This is a genomic window from Actinophytocola sp. NPDC049390, assembly GCF_044466355.1.
Classification (GTDB): Bacteria; Actinomycetota; Actinomycetes; order Mycobacteriales; family Pseudonocardiaceae; genus Actinophytocola.
On sequence record NZ_JBITMQ010000024.1, the window covers coordinates 1 to 23970 of the forward strand.

Genomic DNA, 23970 nt, shown 5'->3' on the forward strand with positions numbered 1-23970 from the left:
CCAGTCGCACCCGCGGACGAGCAGGACGGTGTCCTCGTCCTCGTCCAGCGCACTCGCTCGCCTCGATGTCTCATGAGACACCGCGTTCTGGGGAATGGCGGGTTCACCGAGCTCTCCCTGCATGGGGAATGGCGCATCGACGCAGCCACCTACGTTGGAGCGGTCCGCAGGTACGCCACCGAGATCGGCAACCTCGACTGCGCCGCACTCCGCGACCGCATGACCGAAGACCACGTTCTTGCCCGCACCGGCCTGAGCCTGCGCGCCCAGCAACACCTCACCGTCATCGACTACCTCCGCCTGCGCGACCTGGACCCGGAGTTGCCGTTCATACCGGTCCTGCAAGGACAGTCGATCACCGACTACCACCGATGCGCGGACATGTACGAAGAACGCGGCGTCGACCTTGCCGCTGTGCCGCTGGTGGGCGTGGGAAGTGTGTGCCGACTCCAGCACACCCTCGAAGTCGAGCAGATCGTCCGCTCCCTGGCCGCCTGCGGCTACATGCTGCACGCTTTCGGCGCGAAGGTGCTGGGGCTGGGACGCTATGCCGACTCGATCTCGTCGAGTGACTCGGCCGCCTGGAGTTACCGGGGCAGATTCGTCCCCGGCTGTAACACCACTCACCGCAGCGAGTCCAACTGCCTGCGCTTCGCGTTGGCGTGGCGCGCCAACCTACTCAATTCACCCCGCACCGAGATGCCCGACCACGATGCACCAGGAAAGATCTCCGGCTGGCCGTCCTCATGTCACAGCGAATTCCCGCCGCGTATCGCGAAGGACATCCAGTTCCACTACGGCTGGTCGACACCACGCCCGAAATCGCCAGCAGACGTCCACAGAACCGCGCGGCGGCTGTCCAGCAGGTCCAGAGCGACAAACGTACCAGGCACCTCCGGCCGCCGACCGGCGAAGCGAAGCGAATTCCTTTCTCTCAATGGAAGTAGAGGTTCACCCGTTCGGGTGCCGGACAGAACGGTGATCGCATGGCGACGTGACGTGTCCCGTGAACCATGACGCGGTGACGCCTATACCTGCTTCGGTCGTGTGCCCGAGATGCCGCATACCCAGCGCATGACGTGGTGTGCTGGGTCGGAGGCGGGTGGGTACATCAGCGGGCAGCCGCCGTCGATGACGGTGATGTTGTGGGTGCGGCCGTACTCGGTGGCGGCCGGCGACACGCTGCCGGGGCCGAAGGAGCGGTGTAGCCACACGTGCTGGATGCCGAGGGCGACGCATTCCTTGACGGCGTGCTCGGCCAGTTCGGCTCGGGTGGCGACGACGACCGCCTCCACGCCGTCGGGGATGGAGCTGATGTCCGGGTAGCACGGGTCGCCGTCGATCTCGGTGGCGTTGGGGTTGACCGCGAACACCTCGTAGCCGCGGTCCTTCAGTCTCTTGTGGACGACGTTGGCGCCGTGCCCGGACGGGTTTCTCGACACGCCGGTGACGGCGATACGTTTGCAGGCGAGGAACTCCGCCGCCGCGTCCGCGATCTTGCGCATGGTTGCTCCTCCGGTTTCCGTGCGTGTGTTGTCGAGGTCACTGTGCGCGTGGTCGGGCGACGGCACAGTGGCCGGTGGGCCCTGGTTGGGGGGACTTCCGTCCCTGTCGGGCGGCTGCGTGCGCCGGGAGGCTGGAGTCATGCTCGGTACCGACACCCAGGCGCTGACGACCCCGTACTGCCTGCCCGCCGCTGATGTCCTGGCTCGGCTCGACGTGGCCTCGGACACCGGTCTGACCGCGCAGGAGGTCGAGCGGCGGGTCCGTCGTTACGGGCCGAACGTCGTGCCCGTCCAGCGTGGCGCGGGTGTGCTGCGCATGCTGGCCGCCCAGTTCCACAACCCTTTGATCTACGTGCTGCTCGCGGCCGGGGTCATCACGCTGGCGTTCGGTGATCTCGTCGAGGCCGGGGTGATCGCGGGTGTCGTGGTGCTCAACGCGGTCATCGGGTTCGTGCAGGAGTCCCGGGCGCGGCAGGCGCTCGAGGCCCTGGCGCGGATGGTGCCCGCTGAGACGGTCGTCGTGCGCGATGGCGTGACGAGTCGGGTACCTGCCAGTGCGTTGGTGCCCGGCGACGTCGTGGTGCTCACCGCGGGGGACCGGGTGCCCGCGGATCTGCGGTTGATCGAGGTGCGGACCTTCGAGGTGGACGAGTCCGTGCTGACCGGGGAGTCGGTGCCGGTGGTCAAGGCTGCCGGCGTCCTGCCCGCCGATACCGGTGTCGCCGATCGGGTGAACATGGCGCACGCGGGGACGGTCGTGAGTCGGGGGTCCGCGCGGGCGGTGGTGGTCGCGACGGGTACCGGCACCGAGCTGGGTGCGATCCAGCGCATGGTCGCGGACACCGCGCCGGTCGCGACGCCGTTGACCCGCAAGCTCGCCGTGTTCGCGCGGAGGCTGAGCGTCGTGATCGTCGGAGTGGCCGTGGTGACGTTCGTGGTGGCACTCCTGCGTGGCATGCCGGTGGCCGACGCGTTCACCGCGGTGGTGGCCCTGGCTGTCGGCGCGATACCGGAGGGACTGCCCGCCGCGGTGTCGATCGTGCTGGCGATCGGTGTGGTGCGGATGGCTCGGCGCAAGGCCGTGGTGCGGCACCTGCCCGCCGTGGAGACCCTCGGCGGGACCACGGTGATCTGCACCGACAAGACCGGCACGCTCACGCAGAACCGGATGACCGTGACGACGGTGTGGCCTGCCGATGGCGCGGGTCGGATGGAGTGCCTGGTCGCCGGGGTCTTGTGCAACGACGCCACCCTTCGGCGCGGCGACGACGGGTGGACGGCGGACGGTGACCCGACCGAGACCGCGCTCGTCACCGCCGCGGTGTCGGCGGGGCTCGACCCCGGTGAACTGCACGAGCGGTTCCCGAGGACCGACGTGCTGCCGTTCGACCCGGCCCGGCGGCTCATGGCCACCACGCATCGGACACCAAACGGCGGCTGTGTCGGCTATCTGAAGGGCGCGGTCGAGGAGATCCTCGCGCGCTGTGCGGACGTCGACGCCGAGGCCGTTCTCGCCCGGCAGGCCGAGCTGGCCGCGCGTGGGCTGCGGGTGCTGGCGTTCGCCAGATTCCACCCGTCCGGCGCGGTCGCGTCGCAGGTGGACAGTCCACACGCGACCTTCATCGGTCTCCAGGCGATGCACGACCCGCCCCGCGAGCAGGCGGTGTGCGCGGTCGCCGCGTGCCGCGCCGCGGGAATCACGGTCAAGATGATCACCGGTGACCACGCGGACACCGCGCGGGCGATCGCCGAGGCGACCGGTCTGGTCGACTCCACCGCGGACGCGACCGTGGTGACCGGTGCGGAGCTCGCCGGCCTGGACCGGCTCGACGACGCCGCGGACGCGGACGTGTTCGCCCGGGTATCGCCGGAGCAGAAGCTCGACCTGGTGCGGGTGCTGCAGGCACGTGGGCACGTCGTGGCGATGACGGGGGACGGCGTGAACGACGCCCCGGCGTTGCGACGGGCGGACATCGGGATCGCGATGGGCGCGGGTGGGACGGATGCGGCACGAGGCGCGGCGGACATGGTGCTGCTGGACGACGACTTCGCCACGATCGAGGCGGCGGTGGAGGAGGGGCGCGGTGTCTTCGACAACCTGCGCCGGTTCATCGCGTGGACCGTTCCGACGAACATCGGCGAAGGGATGGTGATCCTCGCCGCGGTGCTGTTCGGCGCGACGCTGCCGATCGTGCCCGTCCAGATCCTGTGGATCAACATGACCACCGCGGTCTTCCTCGGCCTGACCATGGCGTTCGAGCCCAAGGCCGCCGGCATCATGACACGCGCACCGCGACCCCCGGAACGACCACTGCTCACCCGCACGCTCGTGCGGCAGATCATGCTCGTGAGTGCGGTGCTCGTGGTCGCCGCGTTCCTCGCGTTCCACTGGGAGATCAGCGCTGGCGGGACGGTCGAACAGGCCAGGACCACGGCCGTGAACGTGTTCGTCTGCGTGCAGATCGCCTACCTGTTCAGCTGCCGTGCGCTCGACCGGACGCTGTTCGGCGCCCGCCTCGGACGCAACCGGCTGCTCTGGGTCGGTATCGGCGTCACCCTCGTGCTGCAACTGGCCATCACGTACGTGCCGGTCATGAACACCTTGTTCGGCACCGCGCCCACCGGCCCGCTCGCCTGGTTGTGGGCGGTGGCCGCGGCCGCCGTCGCGTTCGTCGTCGTCGAAGCCGACAAGTTGCTGTGGCGACGGCGTTCGACCGTTCATTGAGTACCCGACGAAGGAAAGGAACAGTCATGCGCGCGCGTGACATCATGACGGCACCGGTGGTGTCGGTGCGGCCAGGAACGTCGGTCAAGGAGGCTGCGGCGCTCCTCGCGACCAACGGCTTCACGGCTCTACCCGTGGTGGCCGATGACGACCGGCTGGTCGGCATCGTCACCGAGGCCGACCTGATGCGGGACCGCGTCCCCCGAGACCCCAGGGCGTACTGCCACCCGCTCGAACAGCTCCCCACCACCACGACGACCACGGTCGCCGAGGTGATGACGACGGCGGTCACCGCGATGGGTCCTGGGACCGACGTCGCGGTGCTCACCAAGGCGCTCCTCGATGCCCACCAGCGCAGCATGCCGATCGTCGACGGGTCGAGGCTCGTCGGCATCGTCACCCGCCGCGACATCGTCGGGGTCATCGCCCGTGACGACCGCACCATCGCCGATGAGGTCCGGCACCGGCTGGAGATCTACGGCGGCGACCGGCGCTGGCGCGTCGAGGTGCACGACGGCATGGTCGACATCGGCGACGAGTTCGATGACTCGACCGACCGGCACGTCGCGACGGTGCTCGCGGAGTCGGTCCCCGGCGTGGTCCGGGCGACCGCCTTCGCCGCGCGGGACGAGGACGAGCGATGAGTGCGCCGGTCGTGGCCGGGGTCGACGGCTCCGAGGCCGCCCTGCTGGCGGTCGGCTGGGCAGCTGCCGCCGCACGCCGCCGTGGTGCCCGTCTGCGTCTCGTGCACGTCCAGGAGATCCCGGCCGGGTACCCGCCCGGGTTCGTCGACTCGCGCGTGCTGCGGGAGGCGCTGGCCGTACAGGGGAGGGATTGGCTCGCGCAGGCACGGGTGTCGGCCGAGACGGCCGCGCCCGGTCTGGAGGTCGAGACCGCGGAGGCCACGACGGGCGTGGTGCCTGCGCTGGTGAAGGAGTCCCGCGCCGCGGCTCTCGTAGTGCTCGGTACCCGAGGTCTTGGCGGTTTCACCGGCTTGTTGATCGGCTCGACGGCGGTCGAGGTAGCGGCGCGGGCGGGGTGTCCGGTGGTGGTCGTCCGCGGCGCCGAGCGGCAGGGACCGGTGGTGGTCGGGGTCGACGGGACACCCGCGAGCGCGGCGGCGATCGAGTTCGCGTTCGCCGAGGCGGACGCGCGCGGCACGGGCCTTGTCGCCATCCACACCTGGACCGACCTGCTGGTGGAGACCGCGTTCGCGGGCGGAGCGGCCGCACTGGACTTCAGCCCGCTCGCGCAGCGGGCGGAGGAGGTGCTCGGTGAACGGCTCGCCGGGTGGCGGGAGAAGTACCCCGACGTGCCGGTCACCAGGTACGTGGGCCGTGAGCGGGCGAGCCGTGCGCTCCTGCGGCACGCGAAGGACGCGGGCCTGGTCGTCGTCGGTAGCCGAGGTCGCGGCGGATTCCGCGGGCTCCTGCTCGGGTCGACCAGCCAGGCACTGCTGCGGCACGCACCGTGCCCGGTCGCTGTCGTGGGCGCCACACACCACACCGACTCGCGCTGAGATCGCATGTCGGGTTGGCTACGCTGAGTGCGTTGAGGTCAGTCCGTAGATGGAGGGCGTGAGAGCGGGGCCGCGATGGCGTACGACAGGAGGCAGCACTCGTCGCTTGGCGTGTCTCTCGCCGGGTTGCGGCTCGACGAGCTGCTGAACGAACTGCAGGACCGGCTGGCGGAGATCGGCAAGACCCGTGACCGCCTTCAGGGCCTTCTCGACGCGGTCGTCGCGGTGGGTGCGGGCCTGGAGCTGGCGGGCACGCTGCAGCGGATCATCGAGACCGCCGTCGAGCTCGTGGACGCCAGGTACGGCGCGCTGGGCGTGCTCGGTGACGAGGGCCTGTCGGAGTTCGTCTACGTCGGTATCGACCCGGAGACCCGCGCGGAGATGGGGCACCTGCCGGAGGGAAAGGGCCTGCTCGGGCACCTGATCGAGCACCCGGTCGCCATCCGGCTCCCCGATCTCGCTGAGCACCCCTCGTCGGTCGGTTTCCCGCCGAACCATCCGCCGATGCGCAGCTTTCTCGGCACCCCGGTCCGAGTGCGTGACGAGGTGTTCGGCAACCTGTACCTGACCGAGAAGAAGGGCGAGGCCGAGTTCAACGACGACGACGTCGTGGTGCTCGAGGCGCTCGCCGCCGCGGCCGGTGTCGCCGTGGAGAACGCACGTCTGTTCGAGCAGGCCCGGCTCCGCGAGCGGTGGCAGCAGGCCTCCGGCGAGGTGAACGCGCTGCTGCTGGGCGGCGGCACGGCCGAGGAGGCGCTGCGCCTGATCACCGGACGCACCCGGGAGCTGTCCGGGTCGGACAGCGCGCTGATCCTGCTCGCCGACGAAACCGGCGACCACCTCACCGTCGCCGCGGGCGCCGGTGCCCGGGGCGAGGAGATCGTCGCCAGGCGCATACCGGCCACGAACCCGGCGATCGCCACCGTCATCGACGACCGGGTGCCCACGGTCTACACGGACTTCGCCGAGGTCCTCGGCGCCGACACCGACATGTTCGGCGAGTTCGGCCCCGCCGACGCGGTGCCGTTCGTGTCGCCCGGCGGCATCACCGGCCTGCTGCTCGCGCTGCGCAACAAGGGCGGGCGGCAGTTCGGTGGTGAGCAGCTGCCGATGCTGGCCTCGTTCGCGGCGCAGGCCGCGCTCGCGCTCGAACTGGCCGACAAGCAGCGTCAGCAGCGGATGCTGGATCTGCTCGCCGACCGTGACCGGATCGCGGGTGACCTGCACGACCACGTGATCCAGCGGCTGTTCGCGGCGGGCATGAGCCTGCAGGCCATCGTCGGGCGCATCGGCGACACTGAGGCCCGTAACCGGGTCAGCCGCGTGGTGGGCGAGCTCGACGAGACGATGCGTGAGATCCGGACGTCGATCTTCGACCTGCACACGGCGGGAGAGCAGAGCCCGGCCAGTCTTCGGCGCAAGATGCTGGACCTGGTCGCCGAGGCGAGCGCGAACACCGACATGTCACCCGCCGTCCGGATTTCGGGGGCCGTCGACACGCTCGTCCCTCCGCTGGTGGCGGAGCACGCGCTCGCCGTGCTGCACGAGGGCGTCAGCAACGCGGTCCGCCACGCCCATGCGTCCGACATCGTCGTGACCGTGGAGGCAGGGGAGGACCTCGTCGTCGCGGTCGCCGACAACGGGGTGGGCATGCCGCCGGACGTCGCCCGCAGTGGGCTGCTCAACCTGGAGCGGCGGGCCAGGAAGTGCGGCGGAGGTATCACCGTGACCGGCGCCCCCGGGCGCGGCACACGGCTGGTGTGGCGCGTGCCGTTACCATCCGTATAATCTTCTGCTACTCGGAGTGCTTCTTCTTGCGGAGTTCCGTCGCGAGCACCGCCGCTTGGGTACGTCGTTGCATGCCGAGCTTGTTGAGTACGTGGGAGACGTAGTTCTTGATCGTCTTCTCCGCGAGGAACAGCTTCTCGCCGATCTGCCGGTTGGTCAGCCCTTCACCGATGAGGTCGAACACGGCCCGTTCCTGTTCGGTGAGCGCGTTGAGCGGGTTCTGTTCCTCGCGTTCGCGGCGGATGCGGTTCATCAGCGCGGCGGTGGTCCTGGGGTCGAGCAGTGATCCGCCCGCGCCGACCGTGCGGATGGCGTCCAGCAGGTCGAGGCCCAGGACCTGCTTGAGCACGAAACCGGACGCACCGGCCATGATCGCGTCGAACAAGGCGTCATCGTCGGCGTAGGAGGTGAGCATCAGGCAGTTCAGCTCTGGCAGCTGGGACTTGAGGTCACGGCACAGCTCGATGCCGTTGCCGTCGGGCATCCGCACGTCCAGCACGGCCACGTCCGGGTTGACCTGCGGGACCCGGGCCAGCGCCTCGGCGACTCCGGACGCCTCACCGACCACCTCCAGGTCGTCGGTGGTGCCGATGAGATCGGCGATCCCCCGCCGAACGATCTCGTGGTCGTCGACCAGCATCACCCTGACCACCGCTGCCTCCTCGCTCCTCGTGCCGGACATGCCAATCGTAGTGGCCGCTGCCTGTGGTGTTCACCAGCCGGACCCCGGACGGGTCCCGTTCTGAGTGTCGTGCAGCGGCGGGCCGCCAACCGGGGTCGAAGGTCCCGGATGCGGAACCGTTGGTCCCTGATTTCTCCGGCGTACCGCGAACTGGCACCGCGACGGGGCCGAACGGGACGAAAGTCCCGGCCGGTGAAGGAAACTCGCCGCTGGTCGCGGCCTGGCCGCTCGGTGATCCTCGACATGTCACCGGCAGTCATGCCGCGGGCAGGAGCCAGCCACTGAGGAGGTTCGGGCATGACCGGGTGGACCATGGCCGAGAAGAACATGCTTGCCGTCGCCGCGGCCGCCGCGCCCTCGGTGCACAACACCCGGCCATGGACGCTCGAACTCGGCGGTGAACGGCGGGTCGCCGAGATCTACGAGCTGCTCGACCGCGCGTTGCCACGGCACGACCCGCTCGGGCGGGACCGGTTGATCTCCTGCGGCGCCGCGCTCGAGCACGTGCGGGTGGCCGCCAACGTGCTCGGCAACATGACGACGACAGAACTGTTCCCGGACGTGACCCAATCCGGCCTCGCCGGCCGGGTCACCGCGACCGGGAAAGCCGAACCGTCCGATGCCGACCTGGCCGCGCACGGCGCCATGTCGCGCAGACGCAGTCACCGCGGCCCGTTCCGGCGCACCCGTGTCAGTACCGGGCTCACGGCGCGGATCCTCGCGGCGAACCGGACCGACGGCGTCGAGTTGCGCGTCGTGGGCGATGCGGACGCCGAGGCGGTCGCGAACGTGCTGGGGCACAGTGCGCTGGTGTTGCGGAATGACGGTGCCTACCAGCGCGAGCTGAACGCGTGGACGTCGTCGGTGCGCGACCCGTTGCCCGGGGACGGCGTTTCGGCCGCGACCCGCAGGACGGCGACTCTGCCGTGGGTAGGGCTGGTCCGTGCGACCACCGCCGTGCCGGACCTGCCGACCCTTGTCGAGCGGCTGCGTGCCGAACTCCTGGTGCTCGTCCAGACACCCGACGACGGCCCCGCCGACCACATGCGGGCTGGGATGGCGGTCGAGGCGGTGTGGCTCGCCGCCGTCGGCGCGGGTCTGGCCGGGGCCGTACTCACCCAGCCGTTCCAGGTTCGTGAGTCCCGCGCCGGGCTGATCGAGGCGTTGAACCTCAACGGATTCCCCCAGATCCTGCTTCGGCTGGGATTCCCGCGACATCACAGCGAGGAGAGATGACCATGACGAACGGTGACACGGGCGAGTTCGCGGTGGTGGCCGGTGTGGACGGATCGGAGTCCGCACTGCGCGCCGTGCGCTGGGCGGCTCACGAGGCGGTTCGTCGCGGTGTTCCACTGCGGCTCGTGCACGTGTGCTACCTGGTGCCGGTCCGTCATCCCAGGCAGGTCGCACCGCCGCCGGAGTACCGGGACGCGCTTCTCGAACAGGGCCGGCACTGGCTGACCGAGGCACAGGAGGCGGCACAGCACGCGGAGCCCGGCCTGGTCGTCAGCACCGACCTGCGCGAGGGCGTCACCTCGGAGGTGTTCATCGACGAGTCCCGCACCGCGCGGCTCGTGGTGCTGGGTTCTCGAGGTCTCGGTGGGTTCGGCGCCATGCTGCTCGGCTCCGTTACCGTCGCGGTCACCGCCCATGCCCACTGCCCGGTCGTGGTGGTGCGTTCCGAGCCCGACGGAGGGACCGGTCCAGTGCTCGTCGGTGTGGACGGGTCCGAGCTGAGCCAGGCCGCCGTCGCGTTCGCTTTCGAGGCCGCGGCGGCTCGCGGGGTGCCGCTGGTCGCGTTGCACACCTGGTTCGACGTGGACGTGTCCGGTGCGTGGGCGACGTTCCCGGACACCATCGACTGGGACTACCTGCGGAAGCAGGCCGAACAGGCGCTCACCGAAGCGATGGCGCCATGGCGGGCCAAGTTCCCGGACGTCGAGGTCCGCGAGGTCGTCGAACGCGAACGGCCGGCACGCGCGCTGCTGCGGCACGGAGCCGGGGCGGCGCTGATCGTCGTCGGCTCACGCGGCCGTGGCGCGGTCGCCGGCCTGGGCCTGGGCTCGGTGAGCCAGGCCGTGCTGCACCACGCCGTATGCCCCGTCGTGGTGGCCAGAACCGAGAAGGGATGACGTGACCTCATCCGTGACCCCGGCTCCCGCAGTGGGCCGGGGTCATTCGCGTGTCCGTTGGGACAGAAGGAAGACGACGGGCAGCGGCCCGGCGGCGACGTTCATGTCGTCACAGGTGTCGTCGCTCTGGGCGGCCGGATGCGCTGTCCGATGGCGGTCGTTCGTGGCGGGGAAGGTGGGCAGGTGCCTCACCCGAGGGCACAAGGCGGCGCTGGTCGGTGCAACGCTGTCGATAGTCGAGATCGCGCAGAACCTCGGTGCGGTTCGTCAGCGGGCCAGGTGTGCCGCTTCGTGGGTGATCGCCTCGATGTCAGCGACCGTCGCGTCCAGGAGTTTGTGCGACAGGTCCGCGAGCGCCCTGGCGACCGCGAGCTCGTCACCGATCTCGGGCACGTTCGCGTCGGCGGGGTTGAGCCGCGCGAGCCCGACGCCGACGAGGCTGGTCTCGTCGCGGTTGCGCAGCCGCGCCTTCGCGCGCGTCCGCTCCTCGTACTCGTCGATGTACACGTCGATCGTCCAGCGCTTGGCCTCGGTCATCGGGTCCTCCTCGCGGCGCCCCCGTTGGCCTCATCGTCGGCCGTGGGAAGGCGACGGCGGCACCGGCGAGGTGCCCGTTTCCGGGACGACGTTCGGCGCGGGCCGGTGGGTCCTTGGTCCTCACATCGAGGGCGGTGCGGCTCTGTCCCACCAGGCCGGCGCCGGGGTTACCTGGTTGCGATGCCCGAACGAGGAGGCCACCCGTGGACGAGATGACTGTCGCGTCGGTGATGACGAAGGACGTGGTGACCGCCGTGCCCGAGACGCCGTTCCGGGACCTGGTCGCCACCATGACGGAGAAGTCGGTCAGCGCCCTGCCTGTGGTCGACAAGCAAGGCCGGCCCATCGGCGTCGTGTCCGAGGCCGACGTCCTCGCCAAGCAGGAGTTCCACGGTGGTGGCGACGAACCTCCACGTCATGACCGCGCCGCTCGCGAACGGTGGTACCGCGCGCAGGGCGGCAACGCCGCCGAGGTGATGACCACCCCGGTGCGGGCCGTGCACGCGGACGAGCCGGTGAGCTTCGCGGCCCGGCTGCTCGCGAAGGCCGGAATCCGGCGGCTGTTCGTCGTCGACTGGAACGGCAGGCTCGTCGGCGTCGTCGCACGGCGCGACCTGCTGAAGGTGTACCTGAGCGACGACGGCGAACTCCGGGCCCGGCTCGTGGAGATGCTCACCGCCGCGGGCGTTTCACCCGAGTCCGTGCACGTCGGCGTCCACGCCGGACTCGTCACGCTGGACGGCGAGGTGTCCCGGCGAGGGCTCGCCGACGCCGTCGTCCGGATGGCGCGGGCCACGCCCGGTGTGGTCGGTGTCCGCAACAACCTCCGGTACCTGGTCGACGACGTCGTCGTCGGCGGGACGAGCCCCGGGGTGTGGACCGGCTTCAGTCCATGAGTACCGAATCGAGAACTGGGAGACAGTGATGAAGGAACTCACCGTCGACACCGTCATGACCACGGAGATCGTCACCGCACGGCCGGAGACGACGTTCAAGGACGTTGTCCGGCTGATGAGCGAGCACCGCGTGAGCGGGCTTCCCGTCGTGGACACGAAGGGCAGACCGCTGGGCGTGGTGTCGGAGGCCGACACCCTCGTGAAACAGGAACAGCACGGCGGTCCGGCGACACGGCCGTGGCTGGGCCGCGCACGTCGTGCGCGCTGGCAGAAGGCGACCGGTCGCGTCGCCGCCGACCTCATGACAGCACCGCCGGTCACGGTCGGCCCCGACGCGACCGTCACGGCCGCGGCCCGGACCATGGCGCGCAGAAACATCCGCAGGCTGTGCGTGGTGGACGAGGACGGCAAGCTCGTCGGCGTAGTGTCCCGGCGTGACGTGATCGGGACCTTCCTGCGTGACGACGACGCCATCCGCGCGGACATCGAAGAGCACGTGTTCAAGAGGGGCATGTGGCTCTTCCCCGGCAGCCTCGTCGTCGCCGTCGTCGAGGGCGTGGCCACTGTGGACGGTTCGGTGGAACGCCGGACCACGGCGCTGGTCGCCGGACAGCTGATCCAAGCCGTCCCGGGTGTCGTCGCCGTCCGCAACAACGTCCGCTACGAGCTGGACGACACGGTCACCAGTCCGCTGTAGGTCGTTGCTTGGACAGTGACGGAAGTCCCGGGACGGGAGGACCTGTCGCTCTGTGAGCCCTTCGCCTGCCGGCGTTCGCTGAAGGTGTGGAAACCGGCGGAAAGGAGAACGGAATGACGAGTCTGATGCCACGTTCCTTCGTGTTCCCGGAGTTCGTCCGGATGCTGGAGGGCGGTTGGCCGTTCGGTGACCACCATGCCCTCCGGATCGAGGACTTCTACGAGGACGGGAAGTACGTGCTGCGCGCGGAGCTGCCCGGCATGGACCCGGACAAGGACATCCGGATCGCGCTGCAGGGCAACGAGATGACCGTTACGGCTGAGCGGACCGTCGAGACCCACGACAAGCGGCACAGTGAGTTCACATACGGCCAGTTCGCCAGGACGGTCCGGCTGCCGGCCGGTGCGGTCCCCGACGAGATCGCGGCGACCTACGTGAACGGCATCCTCGAGGTGACCGTGCCGGTGAAGCCGGAGGACAAGGCGAAGCAGATCGAGGTGAAGATCGGCACGTGACCGTGGAACCGGGTGGCGGGGGCGAGACCCCGCCACCCGGCGGTCTTCCCGGGAGGTTGGCATGTCCACGACACAAGCACGCGGACAGGTGCGCGAGGTCATGACGCGGGATGTGCTCGGCATCGTGCCGTCCGCGCCACTCGACACGGCCCTGCGCATGATGGTCGAGACGGGGGTGCACCACCTTCCCGTCGTCGACCGGGGGCACTGCCTCGGGGTGGTGCACGAGTCGGACCTGTTGTGGCGACTGTGGTCCACGCCAGGCGGGCGTCCGCCGATGGTCAGTACCGTGGTCAGGAACCCGGCGCTCGCCGTGCAGGTCGACGATTCCGTACGCGTCGTCGCACGTCGGATGGTCGAAGCCGGGACGGATGCCGCGCTGGTGCTCCAGGGCGGCCGATTGGTCGGGATCGTGACCGGAACCGATCTCCTGCGGCTGGTGGCCGCGGGCTGACGGGACAGAGCTGCCCACTGTGTGGACGCCCGTCGCGGTCAGCCCCGCCGGGGGCGGTCGAACCCGCGGGCGCCTTTGTGTGCCGACTTCGCACCCGGTGGGGTTGGGACTTTCGACCCCGCGAAGCGGACCGTCGTACCGATGTGCGTAGGGCGCTGGGTCGCTGCGATGAAGGCAGGAACGAAGACGAAGAGGTGACTGCCATGTCCGGCGCAGAAGAGTTTCGCGCGGCCAAGGAGTCGCGTGCCGACCTCGCCCGGCGAGTGAATCGGCCGGGTCTCGGCGACTCGGTGACACGCATGGTGAACGCCGCGGTCTACCGGGCGACCCACCTGCCGGTCCGCGCCGAGAAAACCACGACGACTCACCCCACTCCCACAGCGGAGGGCACGGTGCCGACGCCCCTCGGACCGAGCCTCGGTAACGCGCTGCGAACCGCGGGCGCGCGGATCGTGGCGTTGAAGCAGAACGCGTTGCGGACACCGGACGGTGTCGTGCGCTACGTCGACACCGGTGCGGGCCCACCGGTGCTGCTGGTGCACGGGATCTTCGGCGGTGCGGACGCCGCGTTGCGCCAGCTCGCCCCGCTCGTTCCCGACGGGTACCGGATCCTCGCGCCGTCTCGCTTCGGGTACCTCGGGTCGACGCTGCCCGCGGGGGCGAGCCCGGCCAGCCAGGCCGACGCGTTCGCGGCTCTGCTCGACCGGCTGGACATCGAGAAGACGGCGGTCATCGCCGCCTCAGCGGGTTCGACCTCCGCCCTGCAGCTCGCGATCCGCTACCCCGAACGGGTGTCCGCCCTCGTGCTGGTCTCGCCGAACGGGCCGGGGTGCCAGCACGACCGTCCGCCGATGCCGCGCGTGCTCGCGAGCGCCCTGTGGGGCTCGGAACGGTTGATGTGGCTGGCCCGGCGGCGGTTCACCACTCGCGTTCCGCGCATGATGGGTGTGCCGGAGGACAAGCGGCTCAGCGAAGCCGACCGCGTCCGCGTCGACGCGGAGTTGGACGGGATCTTTCCCGTCACCGAACGCGTCCAGGGTGCGTTGTTCGACGCGTTCGTGTCCAACCCCGACATCAACGACGGCTACGAGTTCGGCCGTGTCAGCGCCCCCACCCTCGTCGTGCATGCCCGTGACGACGCCCTCGCGCCCTGCTGGGCCGCCATCGCACTCGCGCAGTCGATCCCCGGCGCGCGGCTGCACGTTCTGGAGGACGGCGGCGGTCATCTGATGCTGGGCGAACACCCCGAGGTCGCCGTCGAGATCGGCGCACTGCTGCGGTTCACCAGGTCCGCACAGGACTGAACCAGGAGGTGACGATGTCCAAGTACGTGTACGACTTCGCCGAAGGCAACCGGTTCATGGCGGACCTCCTCGGCGGCAAGGGGGCCAATCTCGCGGAGATGAGCGTGATGGGTCTCCCGGTGCCGCCGGGGTTCACGATCACGACCGAGGCCTGCCGCGCCTACCTCGCCACCGGTGCCGCACCCGATGGCCTGGCCGCCGAGGTGGGCGAGCACCTGCACCGGCTGGAGCTGAGCCTGGGTCGCAAGCTCGGCCAGGTCGACGAGCCGCTGCTGGTGGCCGTGCGTTCCGGTGCCCGGTTCTCCATGCCGGGCATGATGGACACGGTCCTGGACATCGGGCTCACCGACGACTCGGTGGCGGGTCTCGCGGCGTGGTCCGGTGACGAGCGGCTGGCGTGGGACTCCTACCGGCGGCTGGTGCAGATGTTCGGGACGACCGTGCTCGGTGTGGACGGCGCGTACTTTGCCGCCGCGTTGCGGGACGCGAAGCAGGCCAAGGGCGTGGACGGCGACCTCGGGCTCGACGCGGCCGACCTGCGCGCGCTGACCGCGACGTTCATGGACATCGTCCGTGAGCACGCGGGCCGGGACTTCCCCCAGGACCCGCGCGAGCAACTGGACCTCGCGATCGCGTCCGTGTTCTCCTCGTGGCACACCGACCGGGCGCGGATCTACCGGCGTGCCGAGCACATCCCCGACGACCTCGGCACCGCGGTCAACGTGTGCGCGATGGTGTTCGGCAACCTCGGTGACGACTCCGGGACCGGTGTCGCGTTCACCAGGGACCCGGCCACCGGTGCGCCCGGCGTGTACGGCGACTACCTGCCGAACGCCCAGGGCGAGGACGTGGTGGCCGGTATCCGCAACACGCTGCCCCTGCACCGGCTCGCCGACCTACAGCCCAGGGCGTACGAGCAGCTGATGGACATCATGCGGACCCTCGAGGGCCACTACCACGACCTGTGCGACATCGAGTTCACGATCGAGCGCCGCAAGCTGTGGATGCTGCAGACCCGCGTCGGCAAGCGGACCGCGGCCGCCGCCTTCCGCATCGCCGACGCGCTGCGCGAGGAAGGCCTGATCGACGCCGACGAGGCGCTGCGGCGGGTGACCGGCGCACAGCTCGCGCAGCTGATGTTCCCCCGCTTCGGCGACACCGAACGCGCGCCGATCGCGACCGGGGTCGCGGCGTCGCCGGGCGCCGCGGTCGGGGAGGTCGTGTTCGACTCGGCCACCGCGGTGCGGCGTGCCGAGCAGGGCGCGGCGGTGATCCTCGTGCGCCGCGAGACCAACCCCGACGACCTCGACGGGCTGATCCACGCCCGCGGCGTGCTCACCAGCCGCGGCGGCAAGACCTCGCACGCGGCCGTCGTCGCCCGCGGGCTCGGCCGCACGTGCGTGTGCGGCGCCGAATCCCTCACCATCGACACGCAGGCACGCCGGTTCACCACCGCCGACGGCACGATCGTCGCGGAAGGCGACGTCATCTCCGTCGACGGCACCGCCGGTGCGGTGTACCTCGGCGAGCTGGACGTCGTGCCGTCACCGGTCGTCGACTACTTCGAGGGCAGGCGCCCGGCCGACCGGGACGACCTGCTGCGGGCGGTGGACCGGATCGTCCGGCACGCCGACCGCCGCGGCCGTCTCGAGGTGCGGGCCAACGCCGACACCGCGGAGGACGCGCACCGGGCACGGCTCCTCGGCGCCAAGGGCATCGGTCTGTGCCGCACCGAGCACATGTTCCTCGGCGACCGCCGCGTGCTCGTCGAGCGGCTGATCCTCGCGGCCGACGACTCCGCCAGGAAGGCCGCGCTCGCCGCGCTGCTCCCGCTGCAACGCGCGGACTTCACCCGCATCCTCGAGGAGATGGACGGGCTGCCGGTCACCATCCGGTTGCTCGACCCGCCGCTGCACGAGTTCCTGCCCGACCGCACCGAGCTGACCGCGCGGGTCGCGGTCGCCAAGGCACTGGGACAGGGCGACACGCAGGAGGACCTGCTGCGGGCGGTGGAACGGCTGCACGAGCAGAACCCGATGCTGGGCGCCCGCGGGGTGCGGCTCGGGCTTGTCATCCCCGAGCTGTACGACCTGCAGGTCCGCGCGATCGCGGAGGCCGCCGTGGCCAGGGTGCGCGCGGGCGGGACACCACGCGCGGAGATCATGATCCCGCTCGTCAGTGACGCCAGGGAGTTGGAGATCGTCGCCGAACGGGCGCGTACGGTGCTGGCTTCGGTGGGTGCCGAGACCGGTGTGGACGTTCCGCACGAGATCGGGACCATGATCGAGCTGCCGAGGGCCGCGGTCACCGCGGGCCGCATCGCGAAGACGGCGCGGTTCTTCTCGTTCGGTACCAACGACCTGACGCAGACCGTGTGGGGCTTCTCGCGCGACGACGTCGAGGGTTCGTTCTTCCCGGCGTACCTGGCGGAGGGTGTGTTCACGGCGTCGCCGTTCGAGACCATCGACCGCGAGGGAGTGGGCACACTGATCGACATCGCGGCCTACGAGGGCCGCGCGACCCGGCCGGACCTCGAACTCGGGGTCTGCGGCGAGCACGGCGGTGACCCCAAGTCGATCAGGTTCTTCCACGAGGCTGGCCTCGACTACGTGTCCTGCTCGCCGTTCCGCGTGCCGGTCGCCCGGCTGGAGGCGGGCCGCGCCGCTGTCGGGGACACCGCGGTCGACAGTCGCTGAGGGGGACGACCGATGGCTGAACAGATCGTGGTCGGAGTCGACGGCTCGACGTCCGCGGTCCACGCGGCGCGCTGGGCCGCGCTCGAGGCGTTGCGCCGGAGCGCGGTCCTGCGGCTGGTGCACATCCGACAGATGCCGCTGCTGCTGCCCGCGGAGGACATGTACGCGGAGGAACTGTCCGCGAAGGGACGCGAATGGCTCGCGTCGGCACGGGCGTCGGCGCAGGAGGAGGCACCTGGCGTCCGTGTCGTCACGGAACTGGGCAGCGGTCAGCCGGCGCGGGAACTGGTCGAGGAGACCGAGCACGCCGCGCTCGTGGTGGTCGGTTCACGCGGCCTCGGCGGCTTCCGCAGCCTGCTCCTCGGATCCGTCGCCAACGTGCTCGCCGCGCACGCCCACTGCCCGGTCGTCGTGCTGCGCGCGTCCACCCGGGGCGGCCCACCGCCGTCCGACGGCCCGGTGGTGGTGGGCGTGGACGTCGGCGGCACCGCCACGGAGGCGCTCGACTTCGCTGTCGCCGCGGCGGCCGCGCGCGGGGTGCCGGTCGTGCTGGTGCACACGTGGACGTACGAAGGTCTGCTGGCGGCAGGCCGGTTGCCCGCGAACATCGACTGGGACGGCATCGCCGCAGCACGCAGGCGATCGTTCGACGAGGAACTGGCCGCGGTGCGGGCACGGTATGCCGGGGTCGAGGTGCGCGGCGCGCTCGTCCGCGGCCGCCCGGTGGACGGCATCCTCGAACAGGCGGAGAATGCCCAGCTGGTGGTGGTCGGGACACACGGCAGGCACGGGCTGGTACCGGGCGCCGTCGGCGCCACCACTCACGCGGTCCTCCACCACGCCACCTGCCCGGTCGCCGTCGTCGGCGAGAAGCGAAAGGCGTGATGTCGGGACCGGGGCATGAGGCCGTCGGCGAGATGGTCACCGGCAGCGACGACGCGGATGACGTGGTGATGGCCAGCAACGGCCGGGACCACCCGGGCTCCACGAAGAACTCGAGGCCCCCGACCCGGTGGATGAGCACCAGCGGCGGCGCCTGCCGCGGACCGTCGTGCACCACGTGTATCCCCTGCGCACGCTCAACCCCGTTCTCACTCATGCGAGGATGGTGCACGGTCGCCGACCACCAGTCTTGGACAAATATCGTCGTGCGACTGACGTCGCGGGACTGTCACCGCGTGTTTGGCAGCAAGGCTGTCCACTGACCTCGCCAGGTCGAGACTGGGGTGCGAAGCGGTCGGCGTGGCCCGCGGTCATCGCGTCGTCGCGCGCCGCAGCGCCGAACGGCGTGCCGTCAACTCGTCCGCGTCGATCTCACCGCGGGCGAACCGTTCGTCGAGGATCCGGTCGGCGGTGCGGTCGACCTCGTGGCCACCGCCGCGTCCGCGTCCGAGTCCGCGGAGCACGAGGTACGCGATCGTCCCGAGTCCGCCCCAGAAGACGACCAACGTCACGATCATCATCACGACACCGAACCATCCCCAGCCCCCAGCGTGGTCGTGGTCCCAGTACGGCATCTCGACACCTCCTTCGTGGTGTGGTTCAACCGTCCCGCTGATGTGAGCTCCCCGACAGGGACGCAGGTCGCGGAGCGCGGGGACGAACGACCCCGGTGTCCACGACGCGCACGAGCTCGGCCACCGTGCGCTCGATGGCGTCGGTGACCAACGGGGCGTCGGGCATCGTGGCGAAGTCGGCTGTCACGGCGAACACGGCCTCGTCGCAGTAGGTCATCACCGCTACGCCGAGCCGCAGGCGCACCGCGATCGGCACGTACGGCAGGAGTTCGAGCACCTTCCGGCCCAGCACGTGCAGCGGCGCCCGCGGCCCCGGCACGTTCGTCGTGACCGTGACGATGGCACGCTGCGGTAACCGCGCTGCGAACCGGATCGCGAGGGAGACCGGTGCGAACGGTTCTCGGGCGGCGAGCTCGGTGAACGCCCGGCCGGCCTCTGCCTCACCGGTCGCCTTCTCCCGCACCAACCTGCGGTGCACCTCGGCCAGGGCGTCGACCGGGTCGGCGATGTCGACCGGCAGGTAGGGGAGCAGCAACGAGATACGGTTGTCGAGCTCGTCCAGGTCACCGGTCGCCCGGACCGACACCGGCACGAGCGTGCGCACCGTGTGCGGGTCCGGTCGTTCGCCGCGGCTGAGGAGTATCGCCCGGAGTCCGGCGCTGATCGCGGTCAGCACCACGTCGTTCACGGTCGTGCCGTAGGCCTTGGCGACCCGCACGACGGCGGGCAGGGGAACCCGCGCGACGTGGTAGCGGCGGGCGGTGCCGATGGATCCGGACAGGGATGACGGTGTCGTGGGCCTGATCGCTGCCGCGAGTTCGGCGGCACCGCGGATCAGTCGCATCGGGGAGCGCACCATGTCGAGGAACACGCCGGCCTGGCCGACCGCCTTCCAGGCGAGATCTCCCACCGCGTCGAGAACGAGGCCCATGGGCCCGGGCGCCGGATCCATGGCCGCGGTCGGGGCGGCTGCGGGCGTGTCGGCGAAGATCGCGTGGTAGAGCCTGGTGCCGGACACGCCGTCGGCCATGCAGTGGTGGAGCTTGGTCAGCACCGCCCACCGGTCGCCGGCGAGCCCTTCGATCACCCAGCACTCCCACAGCGGCCGGTCGCGGTCCAGCCGCTGGGCCATGATGCGTGCGACGAGCCGGTGCAGTGCCTCGTCGTCGCCGGGTGCCGGTACCGCGGTGCGGCGGAAGTGGTAGCCGACGTCGAAGTCCGGGTCGTCGGCCCACACCGGGGCGCCGAGGTCGAACGGCACCCGCAGCACCCGTTGCCTGGCGCGCCGGATTGCGGCGAACCGCGGACCGATCGCCGCCACGTACTCCTCCTGTCCGGGCGCCGGACCGCTCAGGACGGCGACCGACGCGATCGCGAGCGATGCGTGCCGGTCGCTGTCCTCAAGGGCGAGGAACGCCGCGTCGAGCGGACCGAGCCGTTCCACGTTGGACTCACTGCTCGGCGTCGGGGCCGTCCTCGGCCCGCGGTTCCGGCTGGTGCTCGATCTCGATGTGCCATTCGTTGGCCAGCGCGGCGATCGCGCCGACCGCGGTCACGACCGGCGCCGCGACGGCCACGACCACGCCCGCCGTCAACGGGATCTCGATGACGGTGTGGCCGGTCTCGTTCTTGATGATGATCCGGCGGACGTTGCCCTGGTGCACCAGTTCCTTCACCTTGTCGACGAGGGCCTGCCCGCGGACGCGTACCCGCGTGCGCCGCGTCTCCTGCTCGACGGTCATTCTCCCGCTCCTTCCGTGTTCACCTGGCCATCGTGATCCTGGCCCGACCCGTCACACGAGGGACGTTCGGTCCCGCCGGCGCGGCGTTGGACCCCGCGACGCGGCACACAGCTGGTGCGTGCATACCTCCGGACAGACGGTGAGCACCGGGATGCTGCCCGCCAGTTCCAGTCCGGCGTGCGTGCGGAGCCGGGAAACGACACGTAGGTACCAGGCCAGGAACGGCGCCGAAGTCCGCGCAGTGCATCGTCGGCATGAGCAACATTTCGAAGTCTGCTGTGGGTGCGAACGGGACGAAGGCGGCGATGACGTCCTCCGCGATGCTCCTGCCTTGGTTGCGGGTGGACCGGCGACACCCCGGCAGCCGCGCCCTCGTCGCGGAACACGACCACCTCGGCGGCGCCGGCGCGCAACGCGCGGTGGCGTTGCCGCCATGCCGCCAACACGTCTGTCACCTCCGTCACCGTCGCGGTCGCCGGGTTCCAGCCGTGGCGAGAGCACGCGGCGGTTGCGCACCGTACGTGCGCGCCAGCAGGGTCCCCGCGGTGCGGGCGTCCGCCAACGTTCCGAAGCGGTGTCCTCGTGCGGTCCGGGGCAGAACGGGCACCGGGCGGTGCCCGTGGCTCCTTCCCTCGGGACACCAGGAAATCCACGTCACGTCGCCACCGGACGGGAAGGGGGGTTCTCATGGCAGGGACTATCGACGGCAGCTGACACCGAAGTGCGTTGGGCCCGCCGCCCCGGGGACCTCCGTCCCTGCCATGAGCACGCGGTCCGCTGGAACATGGCATGCGGAAGGGTCATCCGGGAGGACCGGGAGATGCCATGAACAGGACCGCGCGGCTGCTGCGGCTGCTGCTACCGGGTACGAACCCGTTGGCCCGAGGCAGTGACCGCCTGCAGGGCGCCCTCCTGACCGTCGTGTTCGTGCTGGCGACGGTGCTGGTGCCGGTCATGCTCACGTTCGGCTCGCTCACCTACAGCGGTCTCGTCGACGACGCCGAGCGGCGCTCCCGGGACTGGACGCGGGCCACGGCGGTGGTCACCGAGGACGTGCCACCCGCCGGGTACGCCGCACGAGGTGAACCGGGTTTCGCGACCACACACGCCGCGGTCGAGTGGCGGTTGCCCGACGGCACCTCCGGCACCGGCCGCGCGTCCGTCGAGCGGGGCACCCACGCCGGTGCGCGGGTCACGATCTGGCTCGACGAACAGGGAAAGCTCGTCGGTCCGCCCTCGGAGCCGGCCGACGCGGCCTTCGCCGGGGTCCTGGTCGCGGTAACCGGCTGGTTCGTCGCGGGCGGCCTGCTGGCCCTCCTCTACTACGGCGCGAAACGACTGCTCGACCGGAGCAGGGCCCGGTCGTGGGAGCAGGAGTGGACGCGTGTCGAGCCGGAGTGGCGCAACCAGCCGAGATGAAGGAGCGACCATGAGCAGGTCGGCACCGACCTGGACGTCGGGGGAGCGCGGGCTCGTCAGGCTGGTCGCGGAGCTGGCCCCCTCGGTGCACAACACGCTGCCGTGGCGGATCGTCTGCGCCGACGGCGCCCGCACCCTGTCGCTCCTGGCACGCGGCGACCGGGCGCTGCCTCAGCACGACCCCCACGGCCGGGATCGCCTGATCTCCTGTGGCGCCGCGCTGACCAACGTGCGCCTCGCGCTGTGCGCGCTCGGGTGGGTGCCGGAGATCGACCTCCTGCCCATGCCGGTGACTCCGGGTGAGGTCGCCAGGGTCGTGGTCGTCGAACGCGGCGAGCCCATCGACGAGGACGTCGTTCGCTACCTCGCCGTGTCGTACCGGCGGAGCCACCGCGCGCCGTTCCTGGAGACGCCCGTGGACGACGCGACCGTGCGCCGGCTCGCCGCGCACGGCGTGGACGGTGTCGAGATCCGCCGTCTGGGTGGCCGGTACGACGCCGCCGTGCTCGCGAAGCTGTTGTCCCACAGCGCGGCCGTGCTCCGCCTCGACACCGTCTACCAGCGTGAGCTGAACGCGTGGACTGCGAACGACGAGCATCCAGTCGCGGGTGCCGGCGTCGCGGTGCTGCCCCGGCGGGACGCCGCACTGCCGTGGGCTGGCCTGGTCCGGCGGTCCACCGCCATCCCCGATCGCGTGATCCTCACCGACCGCCTCGCGCGTGAGTGCCTGCTCCTGGTCGAGACACCGGACGACGGTCCGCTCGACCACCTCCGTGCGGGCATGGCTGTGGAGGAGATGTGGCTGACCGCGGTCGGTGCGGGTCTCGCATGCGCGGTGCTGACCCAGCCGCTCCAGGTGCCCGAGGTGCGCGCCGGTCTCGTCGAAGAGTTGTCCCTCAACGGTTTCCCCCAGGTGCTGTGCAGGCTCGGGTATCCGATCGCGTGAGCTACGTGGTGGTGGCGAGTTCGTGCTGTACGGCATCGGTGTGCCGCTGCCGCGGATGCGCGGACCGGCGGCGCGTGCCCGCGTGCCGGTGTTGGAAGAGTGAGCCCTGTCCAAGCAGCCGCCCTCCGGCCTCGCGACCGGAGGGTGGGGCCGTGAACGGCTACGGGCGGGTGATGTCGATCGTCATCGGGTCCGGGACGTGGTCGCGTGTGTCGTCGCGGCGGTAGTCCATCGACACGACGACGTCGACCACACCGTCGATGTGGCTCGTCATGTCCTCGACCAGGTCGACCTGGCTCTTCAGCTCCAGTTGACCGGTGAGAGTGGCCTCGCCGTCGTGGACGGCCACGGTGACGGTCGCCGGGTTGACCGGGATGCCCAGACCGTGTTCGAAGACGCGCTCGACGATGTCGTCTCGGATGTCCTCGTCCTTGCGCAGGAACACGGTGAGGACGTCCTTGCGGCTCACGATGCCGGCCAGCGCGCCGTCGGCGTCGACGACCGGAAGCCGTTTCACGTTGTGCTGGGTCATCAGCCGGGCGGCGCCCGCGACCGTGGCGTCGTCGGTCACCGTGATCGCCGGCGCGGTCATCAGCGTGCCGGCCGTCGTGGCGACCGCTCGCCGCATGTTCCGCCTCCTGCGCCACCAGCTCGCCAGCGAGCGCGTGAACTCGATCTCCTGCGTGCCCTGTTTGATCAGCAGGTCCGCCTCGGACACCACACCCAGCACACGACGGTCGCGGTCCACGACCGGTACCGCACTCACGTCCCGGCCTGACAACGCGCGGACGACGTCCTTGAACGGCGAGCCTTCCCGCACCGTGACGACATCGGTGCTCATCACGTTCCTGACCTTCTGGTGGCTCATCGCTACCTCCTCGACTGCCACCAGCGTG

The 23970-nt window shown here is 70.6% G+C and carries 23 protein-coding genes; 16 read left to right on the top strand and 7 right to left on the bottom strand.

Features of this window, described 5'->3' with window-relative positions; translation table 11 throughout:
• A partial coding sequence (locus ACIBVP_RS42475) for a hypothetical protein (protein WP_396112293.1) occupies positions 1 to 1017 on the top strand: 1017 nt, incomplete at its 5' end.
• Positions 1018 to 1028: 11 nt separating this feature from the next.
• On the opposite strand, the gene ACIBVP_RS42480 is transcribed toward ACIBVP_RS42475, so the two are convergent.
• Entirely contained in the window at positions 1029 to 1505 is a 477-nt protein-coding gene (locus ACIBVP_RS42480; RefSeq protein ID WP_396112294.1) for a CoA-binding protein, read from the bottom strand.
• Positions 1506 to 1644: 139 nt separating this feature from the next.
• Between ACIBVP_RS42480 and ACIBVP_RS42485 the strand changes: the two genes are divergently transcribed.
• The 4 genes from ACIBVP_RS42485 (at position 1645) to ACIBVP_RS42500 (ending at position 7537) form a co-directional block, all read left to right on the top strand.
• Complete coding sequence (locus tag ACIBVP_RS42485) at positions 1645 to 4230, top strand: cation-translocating P-type ATPase (RefSeq protein WP_396112295.1); 2586 nt, start codon at positions 1645 to 1647, stop codon at positions 4228 to 4230.
• A gap of 26 nt (positions 4231 to 4256) precedes the next feature.
• Positions 4257 to 4874, top strand: coding sequence for an HPP family protein (locus tag ACIBVP_RS42490; protein WP_396112296.1), 618 nt, complete (start codon positions 4257 to 4259; stop codon positions 4872 to 4874).
• A complete protein-coding gene (locus ACIBVP_RS42495; RefSeq protein ID WP_396112297.1) occupies positions 4871 to 5749 on the top strand; it encodes a universal stress protein in 879 nt (292 codons plus the stop codon). Before ACIBVP_RS42490 ends, ACIBVP_RS42495 begins: the two co-directional genes overlap by 4 nt.
• Positions 5750 to 5824: 75 nt before the next feature.
• Positions 5825 to 7537 carry a GAF domain-containing sensor histidine kinase gene (locus tag ACIBVP_RS42500; protein WP_396112298.1) on the top strand — a complete coding sequence of 571 codons (1713 nt, stop codon included), beginning with the start codon at positions 5825 to 5827 and terminating at the stop codon, positions 7535 to 7537.
• 7 nt (positions 7538 to 7544) lie between these two features.
• Here ACIBVP_RS42500 and ACIBVP_RS42505 read toward each other — a convergent pair whose 3' ends face one another.
• Positions 7545 to 8219 (bottom strand): response regulator, encoded by a 675-nt coding sequence (locus ACIBVP_RS42505; protein ID WP_396112299.1) that lies wholly within the window; start codon positions 8217 to 8219, stop codon positions 7545 to 7547.
• Positions 8220 to 8516: 297 nt separating this feature from the next.
• Here ACIBVP_RS42505 and ACIBVP_RS42510 point away from each other — a divergent pair, with 297 nt between their 5' ends.
• Complete coding sequence (locus ACIBVP_RS42510) at positions 8517 to 9455, top strand: Acg family FMN-binding oxidoreductase (protein WP_396112300.1); 939 nt, start codon at positions 8517 to 8519, stop codon at positions 9453 to 9455.
• Between the two features lie 2 nt (positions 9456 to 9457).
• Complete coding sequence (locus ACIBVP_RS42515; protein ID WP_396112301.1) at positions 9458 to 10351, top strand: universal stress protein; 894 nt, start codon at positions 9458 to 9460, stop codon at positions 10349 to 10351.
• Between the two features lie 267 nt (positions 10352 to 10618).
• Here the strand turns inward: ACIBVP_RS42515 and ACIBVP_RS42520 are convergent, their stop codons facing one another.
• Positions 10619 to 10888 carry a DUF1876 domain-containing protein gene (locus ACIBVP_RS42520; RefSeq protein WP_396112302.1) on the bottom strand — a complete coding sequence of 90 codons (270 nt, stop codon included), beginning with the start codon at positions 10886 to 10888 and terminating at the stop codon, positions 10619 to 10621.
• Positions 10889 to 11100: 212 nt separating this feature from the next.
• Between ACIBVP_RS42520 and ACIBVP_RS42525 the strand changes: the two genes are divergently transcribed.
• From ACIBVP_RS42525 to ACIBVP_RS42555, 7 genes are all read left to right on the top strand, one after another.
• A complete protein-coding gene (locus ACIBVP_RS42525; protein ID WP_396112364.1) occupies positions 11101 to 11784 on the top strand; it encodes a CBS domain-containing protein in 684 nt (227 codons plus the stop codon).
• A gap of 28 nt (positions 11785 to 11812) precedes the next feature.
• The gene (locus tag ACIBVP_RS42530) at positions 11813 to 12481 is read left to right on the top strand and encodes a CBS domain-containing protein (RefSeq protein ID WP_396112303.1); all 669 of its coding nucleotides are present in this window, start codon (positions 11813 to 11815) and stop codon (positions 12479 to 12481) included.
• A 113-nt stretch (positions 12482 to 12594) separates the two neighbouring features.
• A complete protein-coding gene (locus ACIBVP_RS42535; RefSeq protein ID WP_396112304.1) occupies positions 12595 to 12996 on the top strand; it encodes an Hsp20/alpha crystallin family protein in 402 nt (133 codons plus the stop codon).
• Between the two features lie 61 nt (positions 12997 to 13057).
• The gene (locus ACIBVP_RS42540) at positions 13058 to 13450 is read left to right on the top strand and encodes an HPP family protein (protein WP_396112305.1); all 393 of its coding nucleotides are present in this window, start codon (positions 13058 to 13060) and stop codon (positions 13448 to 13450) included.
• 203 nt (positions 13451 to 13653) lie between these two features.
• Complete coding sequence (locus ACIBVP_RS42545) at positions 13654 to 14754, top strand: alpha/beta fold hydrolase (RefSeq protein WP_396112306.1); 1101 nt, start codon at positions 13654 to 13656, stop codon at positions 14752 to 14754.
• A 14-nt stretch (positions 14755 to 14768) separates the two neighbouring features.
• Complete coding sequence (gene ppdK, locus ACIBVP_RS42550) at positions 14769 to 17450, top strand: pyruvate, phosphate dikinase (RefSeq protein WP_396112307.1); 2682 nt, start codon at positions 14769 to 14771, stop codon at positions 17448 to 17450.
• Positions 17451 to 17462: 12 nt separating this feature from the next.
• A complete protein-coding gene (locus tag ACIBVP_RS42555; RefSeq protein WP_396112308.1) occupies positions 17463 to 18335 on the top strand; it encodes a universal stress protein in 873 nt (290 codons plus the stop codon).
• A gap of 368 nt (positions 18336 to 18703) precedes the next feature.
• Here the strand turns inward: ACIBVP_RS42555 and ACIBVP_RS42560 are convergent, their stop codons facing one another.
• From ACIBVP_RS42560 to ACIBVP_RS42570, 3 genes are read right to left on the bottom strand one after another with little or no spacing between them, the layout of a single operon-like run.
• Positions 18704 to 18967, bottom strand: coding sequence for an SHOCT domain-containing protein (locus ACIBVP_RS42560; RefSeq protein ID WP_396112309.1), 264 nt, complete (start codon positions 18965 to 18967; stop codon positions 18704 to 18706).
• Positions 18968 to 18992: 25 nt separating this feature from the next.
• Positions 18993 to 20411, bottom strand: coding sequence for a wax ester/triacylglycerol synthase family O-acyltransferase (locus tag ACIBVP_RS42565; protein WP_396112310.1), 1419 nt, complete (start codon positions 20409 to 20411; stop codon positions 18993 to 18995).
• Positions 20412 to 20418: 7 nt separating this feature from the next.
• Positions 20419 to 20709: a DUF4342 domain-containing protein gene (locus tag ACIBVP_RS42570; RefSeq protein ID WP_396112311.1), complete on the bottom strand. Its 291-nt coding sequence runs from the start codon at positions 20707 to 20709 to the stop codon at positions 20419 to 20421.
• A gap of 825 nt (positions 20710 to 21534) precedes the next feature.
• Between ACIBVP_RS42570 and ACIBVP_RS42575 the strand changes: the two genes are divergently transcribed.
• Together ACIBVP_RS42575 and ACIBVP_RS42580 are read left to right on the top strand one after the other, a co-directional pair.
• A complete protein-coding gene (locus tag ACIBVP_RS42575) occupies positions 21535 to 22128 on the top strand; it encodes a hypothetical protein (protein WP_396112312.1) in 594 nt (197 codons plus the stop codon).
• A gap of 10 nt (positions 22129 to 22138) precedes the next feature.
• A complete protein-coding gene (locus ACIBVP_RS42580; RefSeq protein ID WP_396112313.1) occupies positions 22139 to 23074 on the top strand; it encodes an Acg family FMN-binding oxidoreductase in 936 nt (311 codons plus the stop codon).
• A gap of 160 nt (positions 23075 to 23234) precedes the next feature.
• Here the strand turns inward: ACIBVP_RS42580 and ACIBVP_RS42585 are convergent, their stop codons facing one another.
• Entirely contained in the window at positions 23235 to 23942 is a 708-nt protein-coding gene (locus ACIBVP_RS42585; RefSeq protein ID WP_396112314.1) for a CBS domain-containing protein, read from the bottom strand.
• Positions 23943 to 23970: the final 28 nt, after the last annotated feature.